The sequence below is a fragment of the Paenibacillus baekrokdamisoli genome (assembly GCF_003945345.1).
GTDB classification, from domain to species: domain Bacteria; phylum Bacillota; class Bacilli; order Paenibacillales; family Paenibacillaceae; genus Paenibacillus_Z; species Paenibacillus_Z baekrokdamisoli.
In genome coordinates this window covers 156,809-175,917 of the sequence record NZ_AP019308.1, presented here as the reverse complement: position 1 = coordinate 175,917, position 19,109 = coordinate 156,809, and the positions used below count along the sequence as shown (strand labels likewise).

Below are 19,109 nucleotides of genomic sequence, written 5' to 3'. Positions count from 1 at the left end.
AAAGCATTTTGAGAAAGGTGACAACGATGAATAATCCTCCCCACATTACAGAAGCCGAAAGCGAAGTCATGAAGCTTCTCTGGCAGAAGGAACCTTTGTCAAGTCGTCGATTCAGGCTCTAGTGATTACAAAAAAATCATAAAAAAATCAACTACTTATCCTTATATTTATATAAATTCTTATAGAAATATGGTGCGTTTCTACAGCATTTGTTTGCGATTGTGAAACGTGACAATATACCTATGGCGTTGAAAACTGAGGAAGGATGAGAATGGGATGTATCACAAGTTCAATCTGAGTGCCGGCATCATTTTACAGCCTTTATTGGGGTTCGCTACAGACGAGCCTAGCTCGTAAACGTGTTGATGATCGAATCCGTTCGAACGATAGCAAACATCTTAAACAATTCATTCATTGCCTCTCGATTGCAGTTGCCAACTTGAGTAGAAATGTAGCTTCGTTGTTAGCGAAGAATTTCGCCCTACTTGTGATACGGTTAACCGTAACATCTATATGGCGAAGTCGAGGGGTACCACCCCTTCTAATTTTTCTACAACTAAAATTGCTATCCCGGTAGGGCGCCGTGTCTCTAATCAAAAAGCCCCTGAAACGTAAAGTCTCAGAGGCCATACATCTTTACTATTACTTAAGTAGCAAAGGCTATGTCGTATAACTTCGATTATTCATACTGGAGATACCTGTAAATAAAATGCTGAGCTATTAAAAATTAATGTAGCAAAAAGACACTGAGATTTCTATTCATCAGTGTCTTTTGTATGGATACTTTTCGACCATCATCATGAGAGGGTTCTAATTTATAGCAACTTAATCAGCTCTTCTAGCTCATCAACAAATACTTTTGCAAGTTCAAAATCAGTATCTTTTAAAGCCAATTCTATTTTCATTTCAACTGATTTTTTATTTTGTTCAGTTTCTAAATAGTCTCTATCAAAATGACTAGCATAAATCATCTGTCTAAATTTTCGTATACTCATTTTTCTAATCGTCTTATCGTCAATGATTAATACATAATCCATACCATTTACAACAGAATAGAAATCATGAGATATCATGAGAATCGCACCTTTATAGTCTGCAATGGCTTTTTCCAGCGCGATTTGTGTATAGGTGTCTAAATGGCTTGTCGGTTCATCAAGAAGCAATACGTTTGCTTTACTGCCAGAAACTTTAGCCAACTGAAGAATATTTCTTTCTCCACCAGATAGAGATGCTATCTTTTGATTAAGGATTTCTCCTTCAAAGCCATAGTTTGCAATATACGATCTGATCTCATCATAAGTGTTAAACCCAGCATCAATGAATTCTTCAAGAATTGTATTAGAATCCTTTAGCATTTCACCTTGAAGTTGAGATAAATAAGCCACTTTAGCATCCGCATTTATTTCAATGGAATCATGATTATTGTTAAATATTTCTCGGAGTAACGTCGTTTTTCCGGTACCATTCGCACCGATAAGAGCTACTTTATCAGTAGATTTTATCTCAAATTTAACATTCTCTAACAGCAACTCATCAAAGGCTACACTATAATTATTGACATTTACAACAATGCTGTCTTCAATCTCATGATCAATACCGAAACTGATTATCGGTTGCTTAATATCAACAAATGGGGCTTTAAGTCTACTCGCTTCCAATCTCTCTTGAAACCTAACTCTAGCTTTTAACGCTCTTCCTCTAGATGCTTCAGAATTATAGGTTGCGGTCGCTCTAAGATTATCGATAATGTTCTCGTTTCTTTCAATTTCTTCTTCCTCAGCGACTGTGAGTTCCTGTAACTCAATTTTAGTCTGAAGTAATGAGAAGTTATACTCAATATATCGCCCATCAAACTCTTGGATCTCCATGTTTTCAAGGTGTATTATTTTGTTGAAACAATGATTCAATAGATATCGGTTGTGGGTAACAACTAGCAGTATTCCTTTGTGAGCATTAATAAGATTTTTAAGCGCATTTAGGTTTTCAAAATCTAAAAATACATCGGGTTCATCCATAATCATTAAGTCGGGACTATTAATCATTTCCTTCATCACTTGAATAAGTTTGAATTCTCCACCACTCAGGTCGGATACTCTAAGATCTTTTAGCTTCATGAGGTTTGCTAGATTTAGTTTCTTATTAATGTTGCTTTCAAAATTATCGCCGCCGATTGAATCAAATGCGTCTAAAGCTAATTGATACTTTTCGAGTAACGGCTCAATATCCGATGATGTTTCCATTTCGGTACAAATAGATTGTATTTCATTTTGTATCTTAATAAATTCTTCTCCGATATATTCAAAAACGGTTGTTTCTTTAGTTTGGTCTAGATGTGAGAATTGACTTACATACCCGAGTGTACAAGATGGTTCCATCTCTAACATGCCTTCGAACAAATATCTTTCTGGATCCATCAGTATATCTATCAGTGTACTTTTCCCACTGCCACTTGTTCCTATAAAAGCGCAATGCTGTGCCTCTTCTAACGTAAATGAAATGTTTTTATATAGTTCTTTTTGTGGAAATGAGAAGGATAAGTTTTCAACTTTTATCATAGTATTACCTTTCTTATAACTAAAATGGTGACTATTATTGGATGTATTGAAGAGCATAGATTATAAGTTTACCGTTGTTAGAGTAACACTGTTTACAACCAATCTCAATCCATTTGTATCCCATCCCTTGGGGGTCAAAGTTCCTTGCTATCTCCTTAACTGTCTTAAAAGCGCCGGAATGAACTCGACTTTGATCTCTGCCGGTTGTAAATGTACCTTATTCATCTTATCTCGCTCCGATTCGAGTTGTACAATAAAAACTTGCCGTTACTTGTGAAACGGTTCCCCGCGCTATCTGAAACGGCAAGTTTTGTCCAAAAGGCCATCCCACAAAGGATGACCTTTTCTTTGAACAAAATGTAAATACGCTGAATTATCATTCTCCATAACAAAGCTGTTTAATTCATTTGCTAATGGAACAGTTCCGCAACTTAGCCGAATTGCTTGTCCGCCCGGAATGATTTTCCCTCTTGATGAATATGCAATGCCACCACATGGCCATCACCGTTTCTTTCGAAGTCGACCACTGCGTTAAGTCCCTCTGTTGAAAATTTCGTTTCCGATTCGGGAGACAGCCGGATTGGGGACAGTTCCTGAATTCGCAAACTCAAGTCAATACCATCCTGTATGACTGAGGCTTGCAGTCCGGATGTTGCTTTATAATCGCCTGCGTATTCATTTAGTATATTGGGTGGTACATTAACGTTAATGTTGTCCGAAAAATATCCGGGCCATCCGTATTCGCGCGCGATGGCTCGCTCGATTTCCTTAATCATTGGATTGCCTTCGTTCGAGTTGATCATGATGACGGCACCAAAACCGAGATGTTTGGATAGAACGAACTGGGCTACGAAACCTTCATCCCACCCACTATGGCCAAAACGGCCGCTTTCCCCTTCACCCTCAAGGAAAAAGCCGATGCCCATATGATCCTCGACCTGGGAGGTTAGCATTTGTTTTAGCGTGTCCGCAGAAAGCATGACATTCGAATTATTTTTCAATGTTAATTGCAATTCGACGCCTAAACGGGCAAGATCCGAAGGCGTCGTCCAGAGGCCTGCGGCCGCCATTTCCGGATAGATATGCCACTTGCCTTGGAGGGGCCTGCCTTTCCAAGGGTGTGCCGTTGCGGCAAACTCATGCCGGTAGGGCGGCAGCGGCTGTTCGAAAGTACTGTTCGTAAGACCTAACGGTTTGAATAGCAACTCGCTCATGATTTCGGCAAAAGGTTGACCCAACCAATCTACAACAAGCTGTTGCGCGACAGTTGTGCCCCCTCCGGAATAGCGGAATTGCAATCCTGGAATGAGATTGACTTCCACGGCCAAGGTATTAGCCGGATGTTGTCCATTCAGAATTTGCACAACATTGGGAATTTCATCGGTTGTTTCGTAGCCGGGAAATCCGTGAAGAGTAAGCCCGGCGCTGTGACTCAATAATTGCCGAATCGTCACTTTTGGCTGCCAGCCTGAAACAGACGGTATTTTCCAGGACTTTAGGTAATCATTCACGTCCCGATCAAGTTCCAATCTCCCTTCCTGAACTAATCGCATGACCGCTAAAGCAAAAACCGGCTTACTGATCGACCCGGCTTGGAAGAGTGTCGTTTCGGTTACCGGTTCGGGTTTTCCCGCCTCCCGGAGCCCGAATCCCCGAGCCCATTCCAGTTCGAAATTATTGATGACCGCAATCGATACCCCGGGCGTGTTATAATATTTCATTCGTTCATCTAACTTTGCTTCCTTGCCGTATTTATTTTTATAATTTGTTTCCGGTAGTAAACGATGAATAATGGCTTCAATTCTTTCCTCAACCGCTTTGGACATCGATTTCCCCTCGCTTTGCTATATTAGACATGATTTCAACCTTGGTGTCTACTTTACTTTATTTAATAAGTTTGTCACCATTCTGCTCAATGTCCCTTGATCGATGAAAGGAGCAAGACTTGCCAGCAGATCCGGGCTAAGATGTTCAGCTTCGACTCCAGCAATCAATTTCTCAAGATTTCCCCTGTCCAGGAAAGGGGCGAGGTTTACGATCCGGTTCGCATCGATGGTGCCGTCTACAACCCGGTCTACCAAACGACTTAGTGTCTCTCTGCTAATAAAGGGTGCCAGCTCTTGAACGAAATGCCAGCTCAAGCCACCCTCTTCGACTTGTTGTACCAACCGATCTACATGTCCTCTTCCAAGAAACGGGGCAATTTCAACAAGATTATGCACTTCTAAGGAACCGTCAATCGATTTATCTACCAGTCGGCTTAGTGTGTCACTGCTAACGAATGGAGCGAGTCCGGTAATAGCATTCCACACAATTTCGCTCCCTTCTCCCTGACGAACCAGATCATCCAATGTATCTGTTCTGAGGAACGGCGCCAGCCTCATGATCACGTCTAACTTAAGGACGCTGCTGTCTAATCGTTCAGTAACCTTATGCAAAGCGCTTGCCTTTACAAACGGCGCTACTTCTACAAGCTCTTCCACCTCTACCTCTCCGGTATTAACCATCTCTGCAACTTGTTCCGGCTTGTTCTCTGCGATCTCCTCAACGATCGTTCCTAGGTGCTGGTGCTCCCGATTTTCTGTGTTATCTCCTGCATGTAAAATGTCGTCTACCGTTTTGCCGAATAACCTCGCAAACTGCGGAAGCGTTCCGATATCCGGCAGCGAGTCGCCCCGTTCCCATTTCGATACCGCTTGATGGCTTACATTCAGTTGATCGGCAAGTTCCAATTGTGTCAGATCTTGGTCTTTGCGAAGCTTCGAAATATAAGCTCCAATTTTTCGTAAGTCGAGCATCGTATACCTATACCTCCGATTAAACAAAATGTACAGTGCGCACTGTCGAAAACAGCATAACATTTCCGAAAACGTCATCCTATCAAGCGTTGGTTGAATTGTCACATCCGCTTTATTCAACTGCCGGTAGAATTGTCCAGATTAAAAATCGCTAGAGAGGGTAGCCGAATGACCCTGTAGCATCTACAGATCTGAAATCCACCCGCCCCACACTACTTTTGTCGCTTTCATTTATAGGTGTTTTTCTACAAATCGTTTCCATTATCCTGCCCGTTCGTATTATGAGATCAACCAGTTCTTACTGGTTGATCATTTATGGTACGGTTCAGCGTATCACAAGTAATGGCGAATTTTTGTTTGAAGGAAAGGAAAGGACAACACCTTTGAAAGGTTGTCCTTAGTATTTGTAGCATTGTTATGCCCATTAGATTAATCCTTTCGAACCAGCAGCCAGAAACTGCCGAAAATCTAAGGGTGAGCGAGAGCAATGATTAAAGGAAAGCGAGTAAGCGGGGGTGGCTAACTGCGTCTTCTCACTCCACCATACGTACCGTTCGGTATACGTCGGCAGCCCCTTTCGGGTGATCTGCTTTCAACATGAATTGTCCTCTTAACTTAAGATTACTGTTTACCGTCAAGTCCTTCCCTAACCTAGCTTTTCAGTAGGATCAGCCTTATATGTAATTTCTGTTCGTCGGTTCAGGACTTTGCAAATCTGTAGTGGACTTTCACCACCAAGTTATCGCTCATACTGGGCGCACAAGGAAAAATAACAGGCCGCCGCGGCAGCCTGTTATTTTTATCTTGCAATCGTTATCCCTCGTAAAATAAAGGTGCTCGTGAAGCCGACTTGGTCTTGATGAACTATTCCGATATTACTGGAAAGAGTAAATTAAAATTAGCAATCATTCCGGGAATGCCTCGGCCATTACTTCCTCCATCGCCAAGTAGACCATCTGCTCCGCCTCCCCAAGTCCAGACCGTACCATCCTCTTTTAACGCAATCGTTGTATTGCCACCGCCTCCGGTGATGGCTAGAACATTAGTAAACCCATTAATGATCGCCGGGATATTCGTATTATTGTAATTGCCAGAACCTAACTGCCCAGCCCAATTGCCACCCCAAGAATAAATTTGACCAGCCGCATCTCTTGCGAAAGAGTTGTAAGCTCCTGCACTTATCAGTGTAATATTGGTTAGACCGGAGATTTGAACAGGGACTAATTGATTAACGTTTGTTCCGTTCCCCACTTGACCATTTTGATTAAATCCCCATGCATAAACACTTCCAGTATCGGTTAACGCCAAGCCATGTTGATTCCCCATCTTGATGGAAACGACATGCGGCAAGCCAGTTACTAAAACAGGCACAGCACTGTTTGTTGTTGTTCCGTCACCGAGTTGTCCGTTAGCGTTATAGCCCCAAGCCCAAACTGTACCATCCGATTTTAAAGCATATGAGGATGCATACCTGCCTTGAATTTCAATAACATGATCCAAACCGGCTACTTGGACAGGTGTTTCTCCCGAATCCCAAGACCAAACCGTTCCATCACTTTTTAAAGCTAAGGAAATCGTACCGCCTTCTGCTGAAATTGCGATCACATGATCAATTCCATTGACGATAGAAGGTGACTGAGTAGTGCTTCTACCCCACTGCCAGATTCGGCCTTCTGATGTCAAGGCAAGTGTGTGACCAAAGCCGCCTTGCACGGCGATAATATTGTTTGGTAAGCCTGGAACCGTAAGCCGGGTTGTACGAGTCGCTTGCGTTCCATCACCAATTTGTCCGTTCCAGTTAGCCCCCCACGTCGATACTTGACCATTTTTCTCCAGGACTACGATATGGCCTGCACCCTCTGACAACCGATTTTGCGGCAATATGGCAATATTTTCGACTACATAGTTTAGCTTTTGTGAATAGACACTGGAAGTTCCTGCTTGATTCGTTGACTTCACTGTTATCTCATGTGTTCCTGGCGTTAAGGCATTTATTGCAATCTTCATTGTTGTGTCTGTTGATTGACCAGAAGCTAGAACCGACGTACCGTCTGTATCATAAACAGTGACATTATTTCCGACTACTAAATTTCCTATAGTGATGATCGGCATGTAATTAGAAAGATTTCCATCAATAGAAACCGTAGGTACTGCTAGGATACTTGTTGATGTTACACTCTCTACTGCCAAACCAGTTGTAGGAGCTGTTGCATTCTTCGGTGCTACTTGAAATGAAATATATTTACCTACATCTTCACTTTGCAATACATACGTTAAGCCTGTGGCTCCTTCAATCAAATCGTGATGGGTTGTTAATTCCTCATTATCTGAACGATACCACTGATAAGTTGTCCCATCTTCTAAATCTCCATTGACATCCCCGTAGGTGTAGCTGCCTGTCAAGGTTTGTCCTACAGTCGTTGTTCCACTAATTAAAACATTCGTTACAATAGGCGCTGCAGGCGCCATTTTAATAACTGTTGTTGCTGCACTCTCTACTGCCAAACCAGTTGTAGGAGCTGTTGCATTCTTCGGTGTTACTTGAAATGAAATATATTTACCTGCATCTTCACTTTGCAATACATACGTTAAGCCTGTGGCTCCATCAATCAAATCGTGATGGGTTGTTAATTCCTTATTATCCGAACGATACCATTGATAAGTTGACCCATCTTCTGAATCTCCATTTACATCCCCGTAGGTGTAGCTGCCTGTCAAGGTTTGTCCTACAGTCGTTGTTCCACTAATTAAAACATTCGTTGCAGTAGGCGCTGCAGGCGCCATTTTAATAACTGTAGTCGCTGCACTCTCTACTGCCAAACCAGTTGTAGGAGCTGTCGCATTCTTCGGTGTTACTTGAAATGAAATATATTTACCTGCATCTTCACTTTGCAATACATACGTTAAGCCTGTGGCTCCGTCAATCAAATCGTGATGGGTTGTTAATTCCGCATTATCCGAACGATACCACTGATAAGTTGACCCATCTTCTGAATCTCCATTGACATCCCCGTAGGTGTAGCTGCCTGTCAAGGCTTGTCCTACAGTCGTTGTTCCACTAATTGAAACATTCGTTGCAGTAGGTGCTGCAGGCGCCATTTTAATAACTGTAGTCGCTGCACTCTCTACTGCCAAACCAGTTGTAGGAGCTGTCGCATTCTTCGGTGTTACTTTAAATGAAATATAAGTACCTACATCTTCATTTTGCAAGACATACGTTAGGCCTGTGGCTCCGCTAATCAAAATGGGATTGGCTGTTAAAGCCACATTACCTGAACGATACCATTGGTAGGTCGTTCCATTCTCAATATCTCCATCCTCATCTGCATACGTGTAGCTCCCTGTCAAAGTTTGTCCTGCGGTCTTTGTTCCACTAATGGAAACATTGGTAGCAGTTGGAGCATGAGGCGTTGGTGTTGGTGTTGGTGTCGGCGTTGGCGTTGGCGTTTTGGTTGTAGGTGGATTTTCAAATGTCGATCCAGCTCCACCTGTATTAATAGTTGCCATTATGATTGTACCTTTACCGAGCATTTTCACTACTGCATCCAAGACAAGTGAATTAATCGTCGCACCTTGACTAAGGTTGAATGACATCCCTGTTGCTGTCGAATTTACATTCACATTCTGAATGGTGCCTTCTGGGACATCGACTTGAATTTGCTGAGCACTGACATTTACCGTGTTAAATGAGCCTTGTAAGGTTACTTTTGAACCTGCCGGGAGGGCGGAGCTTATGTTAACATTGCCAAAACCTGTACCCGTTGAGTTCGTTTCTTTAATTATTGCCGGGGAATTGACTACGACTAGCGCTACCGTTGTTGTTCCTTCTGAAACAATCCGTACAATCCCTGTACCCGATTTTTTATCGATAATAATATCAACAAGTACAGAGTTGTTAAAATGGATACTGTTCTCGCCGCCGCCTTGGACGGTTACTTTCCCCGTTACTTTGACGTTTTCTAAGAAAGCATCGCCGGAGCCGATGCCCTCGCCCAATAATAAGTCACCGTTAATGACCATATTTTGCAGTGTTACTCCAGCTACATTCACGACTACGTTCTTATTGACCTTTTCTACTCCTGAAGCAGGACCATAAGTGCCCGCCTTGTCGTAAACGACTGCTTGCAACGCTTTTGCGCGATCCAACGTAACTACAGCTTCTGCACGAGTTATGAAAGCAGCAGGTTTAAAGGTATGATCTGCATCATAGCCCGTCATGATCTGCTTGGCTACTACTGCGCCAATGGCGTCCTTACTCCAGCTTGCAAATTTACTTGCATCCAGAAAAGCTGCTGCGGCCTCGTTATCTATCGCATCTAACTTCAATAATCGGCTTACAATTAGTGCAACTTCTTGCCGACTGATCGGATTGCCCGCTCCAATGTTTCCATCGGCGTAGCCAGTGATGTATCCTGCTTTTACAGCTTTCGCTACTTCAGCATAAGCCCAGTTCCCTGAAGCTACATCATGAAACGCAATCTCTGCTTTTTCTGTAAATCCAAACGCACGATTGATTAATGCAATAAATTCTGCCCTTGTAATTTTATTATCCGGTTTAAAACTGCCATCTTCATATCCTTTAATAAGGCCCGAGTCGATCCAAGCTGAAATTTGACTTTCTGCCCAATGTCCTTTGATATCCGTTGTCTCTGATGCCGTGGCACCGAATGCCACACCAAATGATGAGAATAATAGACATGCAATGACTGCAGATACTACCAACTTTTTGATTAATTTATTCTTCACGATATGCCTCCTGATGATTTCTGATATTTGCAAAACCTTCATACTGGTAATAGACCTTCACTACTCTTCCTAATTATCAAATGGCATGTGCTGGCGGGCCATCGTCCTCAGCAAAATATGACAATTATCGAGCTGTTTTGCTGTCTGTTAGTTTAAAGGGTTTTCTCCCATAAAAATATCCCCCGAATGGGGGATATTTTTATGGGAGAGGGGGGAGAACAGCCTCAACTTCTTGAAGCTCTTGTCCGTATGATACAACAGGACAGATCGAGCACATCAAGCTCACCTTCAACTCTAAGCTTGCTGTGATGCAATGAACAATTCTTTTCTTCGCCGACTTTTACTTTCGAAATGAATGCAAAAAAAACACCAAAAGACACAGTAAAGTGTTTTCAAGTGCTTAAAAAAATTGTTTAGTTTGAAAGGTATATGATGCCTCCCAGGATTGCTTCTCATTTATTGAAGCTTGTGAATATCTTGCAAGCCGATTTCGACGCCCTCCTACTCCGTAAAATCGTGAACGCTCTTGAGACGCCATGCTGATACCATCTGGTTCTCATCCTGTTTATTTGGCATGCGGATTCACAGATTTACGCAAGTCTTTCGACGGACTTGCCGTCCTTCGCGTGGTGCAAAGGCGAGCGCCATCATCTACAGCCTCGTCGAAACGTCGAAAGAGAACAGCTTGAATCCTTTCAATTATCTCACCTATCTGTTCGAGACATTACCACAGCTTCCGGATCTAGAAGATGCCGAAGCGCTGGACCGCTTGCTTCCCTGGTCAAAGACATCGCCACTGACTTGTCGCGTATTTACAAAATAGATTATCCGAGTCCCCATCTGATTACTAGGTGGGGACTATTTTACGCTTAGATAGAAACCTACAAAAGAAATCAGTCGGCTAGATCCGTCGGCGTATGATTCGTGATTTTCTACAGTTTCGGTCCGGATTACATTCCCCTTAACATTAGCTCAGTCCAACTCTGCGCGAGTGAACAGATCTTGAATAAGCACCTCATCCTCACAGGCAGATTTGAACGCCCATGCGAACTGCTCTACAGCGGCTCCATTACTCGAGTAGGCACAGAACATATCTGCTTCCGGGTCAAAATGAATCGTGTCCGCGAGCTCCGGCATCCGCTCATTCAAGAACACCGCCGCCAGTGAGGCCCAATCGTAACCGTTGCCTTCGAACCCCTCGTCCGCCCGGGTGTCGAATAGCTCGGCCAAATAGCTGCCGACCGTCAGAATGACAGATTTGCCGCCATTATTCTGTTCCACGAGGATAAAGGGGGCCACATCCTTCGTTTCTCCTGCAGCTGCCAATGCCTGTGCAGCTTCAGCTTCCGCTGAAAGCTTTGCTATCACCGCACTGCGTGCCTCGTCCGTGAAGCGGAGAACTCCGTTCTCCTGAACGATAAGGCCTTCCCCGATCCGCCCATCCAGCCAATCGCTGATGAAGCCGGGAGCGTACCCTCCTTGGCCGAATTCGCCACCGAAAGCGATCATTTGATCATAGGTATCCAGATACTGCTGACGGCTAGTAGTCGGGTAAGCGTTGGTGTATAGCCAGAACTGCACATCGTACATGAGATGAGACCGCTCATCCGCATGAAATGAGAAATGGCTCTTCTCCTGGACGATCTGGTTACAGACGCTGCGTATTTTGGACTCCAGCCCGTCCACCTCAGAGGCCTGACCGCAGAGTTCCGTGAGCAGTGGAGAGAATTTTCCTTCAGCCACTTTGCGCAGATCGTTCTCTTTATCTTCTTCAGAAGTGTCGTAATCCTCATCATTCACCAGACCGCGGATGAACGTCTCGAAGTCCGATGCCAGGAATGTTATCTCGTAATCATCTTCCTGATCGACATGGATGACTTCAGGTTCGCCGTCCTTCCCACAGTGACGGTAATCCAGCATCACGACATCATGCCCTGCCGAAGGGCAGTCACAGATTACCACGCCGATATCCGGATAGCCCCACTCTTCAATCATGAACGGACTGCCGAGATCACCGCAGATAGAGTAGCTTTTGTCGCGTCCGATCCCCATAATTCCCGTTATAGCAATATGATCCTCAGCCCAAGAGGTAGCTTCATCTGTCGGAAAGGATGTATTATGAGGAACGCCCCCGTTCTGATGCTTCATCAGAGCGATATAGGCTGCCGGTAGCTTATAGCCGATTTCTTCTTCTACAGAAGAAATCAGCTCATCCGTAGGCGGATCAGAGACATATTGTTCTCTGGCATAGTTACTGTCTTCCCAGAAACTGTCGAGATCCATACCTTCAAAAGGGATCGCTCCCGGGTCTTTCTGTTGTCTGCTGAGTGTGCACCGGGATTTAGCCTTTTGTTGTTTTTGCCATTTGCTATGGCTCCAGTCTAGCAATCTGGCTGAATGCTGATCGCCAGGATCCAGCTCCAGCGCGGTGCTTAGCACACCTGCCGCTTCCTCATACCGCTTCATATAATAATAGGAATAGCCTACGCGAAAATACCACAACGGATCATTTTTTCCCTGCTCAGCAATGAAATCAAACTGTTCCAGTGCTTTTTCATACAAACTCAGATTGTTATAAGCCCGACCCATGCTGCTGATCATGTCGTAATCCCTGTCCGCTGGAGGAATCTTCATCAGAGTGTCTACGATCTGCTGGTGTTCGTTATCCTCGTGCCACTGCATTATTTGTGCGCTTAGCTCTTGTTCCATCGTTGCCGTCTGCCTCCCAAGTGAAAATATGATTTTCTCTATTTTACCAGAGAGAAAGCTGTGAATGGAAATGTTTACATAAGCGTCAAACTCTCCCCACCTTCGTTCCCTGCATTAGCCATGAGATAATCCTCTTCAGAATCTAACCTGGGGAGGATTTTTTCATGTCCAGAGAAGATTTACAAAAGAAATGGGAAGAGCGTATCGCCGCTTTCCGTTCCAGTGGAGAAAAAGCAATAAGATGGTGCAAGACCAATCAGGTGGATCGTCGCGGGCTCTACACTTGGATGAAGAGACTTAGCGGTCCATCCACTGCTGCCACTGTGGCCAAGCCAACACCTTCATCAAAGCTAAGGTTACGCCAGAGCCAGAACCAAACAGCGTAGGTTTTGAGTGGTTGAGCGACTTTTGTGCGCAGCACAACGGGAGCACAACCACCAAAACCGGAGCAAGAAGGCGGCCCCCGAAAACGAAGCCGCCATTATACTAACTATCTATGAATTCCAAAGGTAGGCTCTACTCTCATTACGATGTTAAACCGAATACATTTCTTTCATCGCGACTACCCTTTTCTCCACTCTCGCCCGCTCCGCAGCAAAGGCCATAAGATGGCTTTGCACCGAATTTTGCGCCGACGTTAGGCCACTCCCGATACCGCCATCCCGGATAAGCTGAATAAAATCGGCGGTCAGCCTATGATCGCCTCCTCCATGTCCGGCATGTCCGCCCTGAGATTCGAGGTTGATTTGCTCAGACGCTTCTTGATCAAAACGAATTAACTCGATTTCATTCTTCTCCATTGCCCCGCGAATCTCGCCCTCCGTGCCCATTAATTTGAGCGTACGAGTACAATCCTTCGTGAAAGCAGTCATGGTGAAGGTCGCGGTAATATCCTTCTCAAATTCAAGGTTCACGACTTGATGATCAACAACATTGTTATCACAGTGAAAAACACATCGGCCATAAGGTCCTTCCTGCAGTGCTTTCAAGCGCGCTTCGGGGCTGTGATCATCACTGATCGCATCGGCCATCCACCCCGCATTATCACCCAAATAAACATCAGGCGCATAATATAGACATGAATCGGCCTTTAGGCAGCCGTCGGTACAGCGCAATGGTGCACCCGCAGGCGCATTCTCTGCTTTGAAATAAGACAATGTTCCGAAAGAAGACAACTGGACGCAATTCTCCCCAGCAAGCCACAGCAAGATATCCATATCATGACAAGACTTCGCAACGATCATCGGGCTGGATTCGTCTGCATTGCGCCAATTGCCGCGCACGAAGCTGTGCGCCTGATGCCAATAACCAACGTTCTCATTATGCTGAATCGTCATAAGTCGGCCGATTGCCCCTTCTTGAAGCAGCCGCTTGATAGTCCCAAAAAATTTGGTATAGCGAAGCACATGGCAAATAGAGAAAATAAGACCAGACTGGCGCGCTTTCTCGCCCATCTCTATACATTCCTGCGGGTCCGGCGACATTGGTTTTTCCAAAAGCACATGATAACCGGAGTCGAGAGCCTTCATCGTCGGTTCGTAATGCATACGGTCCTGCGTACAGACCAACACCGCATCCGCGAGCTTCGGCTGTGCAAGCAGCTCCTGCCAATCGGTGAAAATCAACTGGGAATCGATATGATGATGACTCCTCATCCACTCCCTGCGTTCGGCGTTCGGATCCGCAATGGCAACCACCTGCATCTCTTCCGGATGCTCCAACGCGTAATTGGTGTACTCTCTTCCCCTAAGACCACAGCCGATCAACGCTACCTTCACTTTGCTCATCCGTTTGTTCTCTCCTCTTGTAATCAACCCAATATCGGTTGGTCCGTGAATATTAGCTCCTTTTGTCCTTCATCGTGAAGCTCAAATATAATAAATTCATTCTCTCCCTGGCGCAGGAGCGGAGCTGGAATATACAAGGTCTGCTGCGGGCCTTTATTCCAGTATCGACCAAGATTAAAGCCGTTGCAGTATACGACCCCTTTGTTCCATTTATCCATCAACAAAAATGTATCTGCAGGCTCGCCTTCAATATGCAGCTCTGCTTTATGGAACTTAGGCTGCTGCAAAGCGGAGATGCCAGCATCAAAATCCAGCACCGACACATTGTCGAGCGGCAGACAGTAGGACGTCCAATCAAACAGGAACGCATTGCCGTGCCTTACGCCCTCGGTAATTCCTTTGCGGTCCATCATGAACGGACCGTAATTGATACGTCCCATGTTTTCCACAAGAATGCGCAGCTTCGCTCCACCTGCAGGAACCTCAAAGCTGATTTTCGCCGATTTGTCCCAGCGCTCAATGATGCCCAAATACTCGTCACCTAGAAACACCAATGCCCTATCGTGGCAATCCTGAATAACAAGTTCACTTTCTCCGCGCGGACCCGAAATATTCGATTCATATACGATGAAACCATCATTCTGACCGAGCGTCTCCATCGTTTGCGGCGCTGCTGTCCGAATTGGCGAGGACAGCCGGTCAAGCTGATCGAACAAACCAGCAGCTTGCTGAACAGTCACACGGCCGTAGGCCGCTTTTGGAATCGGTGAAGGCAGCTGAAGCTCAGGAAGATCCACATATTTCGATAATACCTCTCTTACTTTATAGAACTTGTCCGTCGGCTCGCCGGACTCATTCAGGGGCACATCATAATCATAGCTGGTGATGGTAGGCTCGTAGCAATGATCGTCTTGAAAACAATTAGCGCCGCTCATGAAACCGAAGTTCGTTCCGCCGTGGAACATATAGAAATTGACGGATGCACCCAGACTCAGCATTTCTTCGAAATTGGCTGCCGCATCCTCAGCATCCCGCGTATGATGCTCTTCACCCCAATGATCAAACCAGCCGTTCCAAAATTCCATACACATCAGCGGCCCTTCAGGCTGATAGATGCGCAACTTTTCGAACGCTTCGGCAGCTCTGGAACCGAAGTTTACCGTTTCCAATACGCCTGGAACCATGCCGCCCTGCAGCAAAAAGTGCTCTGGACCGTCCGAGGTAAACAGCAGGACATCCATACCGCAAGCGATCATCTTATCTTTTAGATGAGTTAAATAGGCTTTATCATTGCCGTAGCTCCCGTATTCGTTCTCAATCTGCATAGCGATAATCGGGCCACCATTCGTAATTAAAAGCGGTTTCAACTCCGCTAGAAGCACATCGTAGTAAGCATCAACATGATCTAGGAACGGTTTATGGTTGCAGCGAATTTTCATGCCAGAATCGGCCAGCAGCCACGCCGGCAATCCACCGAATTCCCACTCTGCACAGATGTATGGACTCGGACGCACAATGACGTGAAGACCGACTTCTTCAGCCGTGCGAACGAATCGCACAATATCCGCCATGCCTTCAAAATTGAATTCGCCCTTTTTCGGCTCATGTAAATTCCAAGGTACGTAAGTTTCCACCGTATTGAAGCCGCACGCTTTCAATTTCAATAGGCGATCGCGCCAATATTCCGGCACCACACGGAAATAGTGTAAAGCTCCTGACAGAAGGCGAATACTGCTGCCGTTCAGCATAAAATCATTATTTTCCACAACAAATTGTCCCATCATGCCACCTCGTTCATCCTATGAGTTAACTTTCTTATCTCCATACTAAAGGAAATCAGATCGGCACCCTATAGCCAAACCGCTCCACTATTTGACCTTTCTTTCCGCCGTATTTATACTTGGAAACAAATCGCCGTTTCGGAGGAAGCCATGGACATCGAACTCCGCTTACCCAACCTAACTAGCACGATGCAGATTATCGGCTGCCATTTCGGCTTAAAACCGCCGGGATGGTGCTATGAGCGGCATCATCATTTCTTATTTGAAATTTTACACTGCCGCGAAGGGACAGTCGTTCAGCATGTCGGAGAAAATGCCGTTATGCTGCAATCAGGAGATTGGATATTAATCAAATCGGGAGTTGCCCATGAAACGATCAACAGCTCTGCGCATCCGTACCGTTACTTTAATGTACACTTTGACTTGGATGACCCGCTCCTTCGCTCGGCGCTATGCCGCTTCGATTACCTCATCTTGACCCATGATGAAATGGATCCCTATATGAAGCTGCAGCTGGAATCTGTGGAGCAGGCTATGAAGGAACTTCAGGACGGCGGCACCGGAACCTTGAGCGGATCGATTCAATACTTGCATGTACAATCGTATGTGCTGCGATTGATCAGCCATTTTTGCAGCAAGATTATGGAAATCCCCCTTTCCTTTGAAGATACAGCTATGGTCGGTTCCTCTACAGCAACTAGCAGTGAAACCGCGACTGCGAGGCAAATCGAGAACAGCCTGAGGAATGATCTGCATCACAAGGGTATGATTGGAGATATCGCCTCTGAGATCGGGCTCAGCCGCAGTCAATGCAGCAAAATCTTTACAAAGGTATACGGCCAATCTCCACGACAATACGTAAGCCGACTCATTCTCAACAAAGCTAAACATCTGTTGGTTCACTCCACCCTATCGATCGAGCGGATCGCGGAAGAACTCGGATTTGAATCGACGAGTCAATTTTCCAGGCAATTCCGCAGATGGACAGGCATGGCACCTTCCCACTTCCGTCCGCGTCTGTCACCCTCTCCTTCATCTCCATCGCCATAAATACTGCTATCGTCGTGGTCTAAGGCCGCTTCATCGAAGCGTCCCGGATCGCCGATCAGTGTTCCTGTTTAAACGGATAACCGTCGATAATGCTGGGGATTCGTTTGATAAACCTTCTTAAACATCTTTGAGAAATAGGAAAAGTTACTGTAACCGAGCGTTTTGGCAATTTCCGAAATCGGAATCGTCGAATTAATGATAAGCTCTTTGGCAATTTTCATGCGCTCATGCAGGATATAATCCGTGATCGACTCACCGACCTCCTTCTTGAACAAGCGAGAAAGATAAGCGGGATTCAGAAACACAAAGTCAGCAAGCTGCTCCCTAGTAATGACCGTATACAGATGGTCTGCAATGTAACATTTAAGCCGCTCAATCACGGAATCATTATGATGCAAATAATTGAAGACCACCTTAGTTAATCGCAGCGCCCATGCTTCCAACTCCTGAAAGGAGCGTGGAAGCGGATTATTCGTAATACTGAGATTCTCGTGGAGCAGCTTATGGGCGGATAAGCCATTCTTCTGGAGAATATAGTGAATCATTTGCAGGAAACCATGGTAGAAGGCCTCAAGAGCACTTGCTCCCAGTCTATGGTCGGAGCGAAGCTCCGCAAAGGAGATCAGAAGCTGCTTCTCCATCTCTTCTCTCTTTCCCTGCTCGATCAGAAGCGCCCATGTGGCAAATTCCGGGAGCTTAGGAGCAGCGTTGTTGCCGCGGAAATTATGAAGCCAATAGACTTGATTCGATTTATGAAGGTTGTTATACTCCATCTCCATCAGCTTATCGCAGACATCGTGGACCTCGAATAAAGTCGTCGCTTCTCCGATATAACAAGATATCTTGCAATTAAAGTAAGTGCTGCAGGATTGAATATAGGCCTCACAGCGTTGGTACAACTCATCAGAAGTCTCTTGGTTATCATGATTTAAATAGAGTACGACTATATTAACGCCTTGTTTGGTCTGGATGACCTCACCGCTTTCATGCGTCAATATCAACTCTGAAGCCGCTTTACGGATGGCATATTCCATCATTTCTTCGTCTTTTGTGCTGAACTCGCGAATCCAATTCTCTACGCTGAGCATGATAGGCAGTACCCTATCATCTGGTGCTAGGGGAAGGCTGTGCTCGTCAAGTAAACTTTTTACATTGCTCTGTGTGCATACAATACGCCGAGTAAACAAGTCATTCCAGAATTTCTCAGTTAAAAGCGTCTTTTTCTTCACCCAAAGCTCATAATAAGGCTTATATTGTTCACGAAGACTGTGAAGCTCCCGTTCCTGTTGTACCGATTGCAGCGCTTTAGCCAGCGTTGATTGCAGCAATTTGAACTCGATCGGCTTCAGCAAATAGTCAAAGCTGTCCAATTGAATGGCTCTCTTCATAAAGCTGAAGTCGGCATGGGCGGTGAGAAATACCGTTTCCGTGGCGGGAGAGTGTTGATTAACCCACTCCAGCAGATCGATCCCGGTACCCTTGGGCATTTCAATATCGCAGATTAGCAGATCGATCTGCGTTTGTTCGAACACCTTGACGGCACCCCGCATGTTATAGGCTTCATATACTTCCGAAATCTGCATCTCGTTCCAGTTCACGCCGCTCTTAATCCCCATTACGGCATAGATCTCATCATCTACAATAAGCGCTTTATACATCCTTTTTTCCTCCAATAATAACTTC

The 19,109-nt window shown here is 45.2% G+C and carries 10 protein-coding genes and 1 pseudogene; 3 read left to right on the top strand and 8 right to left on the bottom strand.

Annotation, left to right across the window (positions count from 1 at the left end):
• Positions 1–815: 815 nt before the first annotated feature.
• From EKN16_RS00705 to EKN16_RS00690, 4 genes are all read right to left on the bottom strand, one after another.
• Positions 816–2,555, bottom strand: coding sequence for an ATP-binding cassette domain-containing protein (locus EKN16_RS00705; RefSeq protein WP_125653247.1), 1,740 nt, complete (start codon positions 2,553–2,555; stop codon positions 816–818).
• A gap of 431 nt (positions 2,556–2,986) precedes the next feature.
• Entirely contained in the window at positions 2,987–4,381 is a 1,395-nt protein-coding gene (locus tag EKN16_RS00700) for a serine hydrolase domain-containing protein (protein WP_125653246.1), read from the bottom strand.
• A 48-nt stretch (positions 4,382–4,429) separates the two neighbouring features.
• Positions 4,430–5,353 (bottom strand): helix-turn-helix transcriptional regulator, encoded by a 924-nt coding sequence (locus EKN16_RS00695; RefSeq protein WP_164522617.1) that lies wholly within the window; start codon positions 5,351–5,353, stop codon positions 4,430–4,432.
• Between the two features lie 864 nt (positions 5,354–6,217).
• Positions 6,218–10,099: an RCC1 domain-containing protein gene (locus EKN16_RS00690; protein WP_164522616.1), complete on the bottom strand. Its 3,882-nt coding sequence runs from the start codon at positions 10,097–10,099 to the stop codon at positions 6,218–6,220.
• A 625-nt stretch (positions 10,100–10,724) separates the two neighbouring features.
• On the opposite strand from EKN16_RS00690, the pseudogene EKN16_RS00685 reads away from it, so the two are divergent.
• Positions 10,725–10,922, top strand: a pseudogene (locus EKN16_RS00685) (transposase domain-containing protein); the annotation flags it as partial.
• Between the two features lie 149 nt (positions 10,923–11,071).
• Here the strand turns inward: EKN16_RS00685 and EKN16_RS00680 are convergent.
• Positions 11,072–12,808 (bottom strand): Imm51 family immunity protein, encoded by a 1,737-nt coding sequence (locus EKN16_RS00680; protein WP_125653243.1) that lies wholly within the window; start codon positions 12,806–12,808, stop codon positions 11,072–11,074.
• 164 nt (positions 12,809–12,972) lie between these two features.
• Here EKN16_RS00680 and tnpA point away from each other — a divergent pair, with 164 nt between their 5' ends.
• Positions 12,973–13,194 carry an IS66 family insertion sequence element accessory protein TnpA gene (tnpA, locus tag EKN16_RS33645; protein WP_125653242.1) on the top strand — a complete coding sequence of 74 codons (222 nt, stop codon included), beginning with the start codon at positions 12,973–12,975 and terminating at the stop codon, positions 13,192–13,194.
• A gap of 147 nt (positions 13,195–13,341) precedes the next feature.
• Here tnpA and EKN16_RS00670 read toward each other — a convergent pair whose 3' ends face one another.
• On the bottom strand, positions 13,342–14,595 hold the full coding sequence (locus tag EKN16_RS00670; RefSeq protein WP_125653241.1) for a Gfo/Idh/MocA family protein: 1,254 nt from the start codon (positions 14,593–14,595) through the stop codon (positions 13,342–13,344).
• 23 nt (positions 14,596–14,618) lie between these two features.
• Complete coding sequence (locus EKN16_RS00665; protein WP_125665700.1) at positions 14,619–16,376, bottom strand: glycoside hydrolase family 35 protein; 1,758 nt, start codon at positions 16,374–16,376, stop codon at positions 14,619–14,621.
• Positions 16,377–16,526: 150 nt separating this feature from the next.
• Between EKN16_RS00665 and EKN16_RS00660 the strand changes: the two genes are divergently transcribed.
• On the top strand, positions 16,527–17,426 hold the full coding sequence (locus EKN16_RS00660) for an AraC family transcriptional regulator (protein WP_125653240.1): 900 nt from the start codon (positions 16,527–16,529) through the stop codon (positions 17,424–17,426).
• A 68-nt stretch (positions 17,427–17,494) separates the two neighbouring features.
• Here EKN16_RS00660 and EKN16_RS00655 read toward each other — a convergent pair whose 3' ends face one another.
• Positions 17,495–19,084, bottom strand: coding sequence for a response regulator transcription factor (locus EKN16_RS00655; protein ID WP_125653239.1), 1,590 nt, complete (start codon positions 19,082–19,084; stop codon positions 17,495–17,497).
• Between the last annotated feature and the right edge of the window lie 25 nt (positions 19,085–19,109).

Coding starts and splice junctions, on each gene's coding strand:
- EKN16_RS00695 (WP_164522617.1), bottom strand. CDS start 5,353: ATGCTCGACTTACGAAAAATTGGAGCTTATATTTCGAAGCTTCGCAAA.
- EKN16_RS00680 (WP_125653243.1), bottom strand. CDS start 12,808: ATGGAACAAGAGCTAAGCGCACAAATAATGCAGTGGCACGAGGATAAC.
- EKN16_RS00665 (WP_125665700.1), bottom strand. CDS start 16,376: ATGGGACAATTTGTTGTGGAAAATAATGATTTTATGCTGAACGGCAGC.
- EKN16_RS00700 (WP_125653246.1), bottom strand. CDS start 4,381: ATGTCCAAAGCGGTTGAGGAAAGAATTGAAGCCATTATTCATCGTTTA.
- tnpA (WP_125653242.1), top strand. CDS start 12,973: ATGTCCAGAGAAGATTTACAAAAGAAATGGGAAGAGCGTATCGCCGCT.
- EKN16_RS00705 (WP_125653247.1), bottom strand. CDS start 2,555: ATGATAAAAGTTGAAAACTTATCCTTCTCATTTCCACAAAAAGAACTA.
- EKN16_RS00670 (WP_125653241.1), bottom strand. CDS start 14,595: ATGAGCAAAGTGAAGGTAGCGTTGATCGGCTGTGGTCTTAGGGGAAGA.
- EKN16_RS00660 (WP_125653240.1), top strand. CDS start 16,527: ATGGACATCGAACTCCGCTTACCCAACCTAACTAGCACGATGCAGATT.
- EKN16_RS00655 (WP_125653239.1), bottom strand. CDS start 19,084: ATGTATAAAGCGCTTATTGTAGATGATGAGATCTATGCCGTAATGGGG.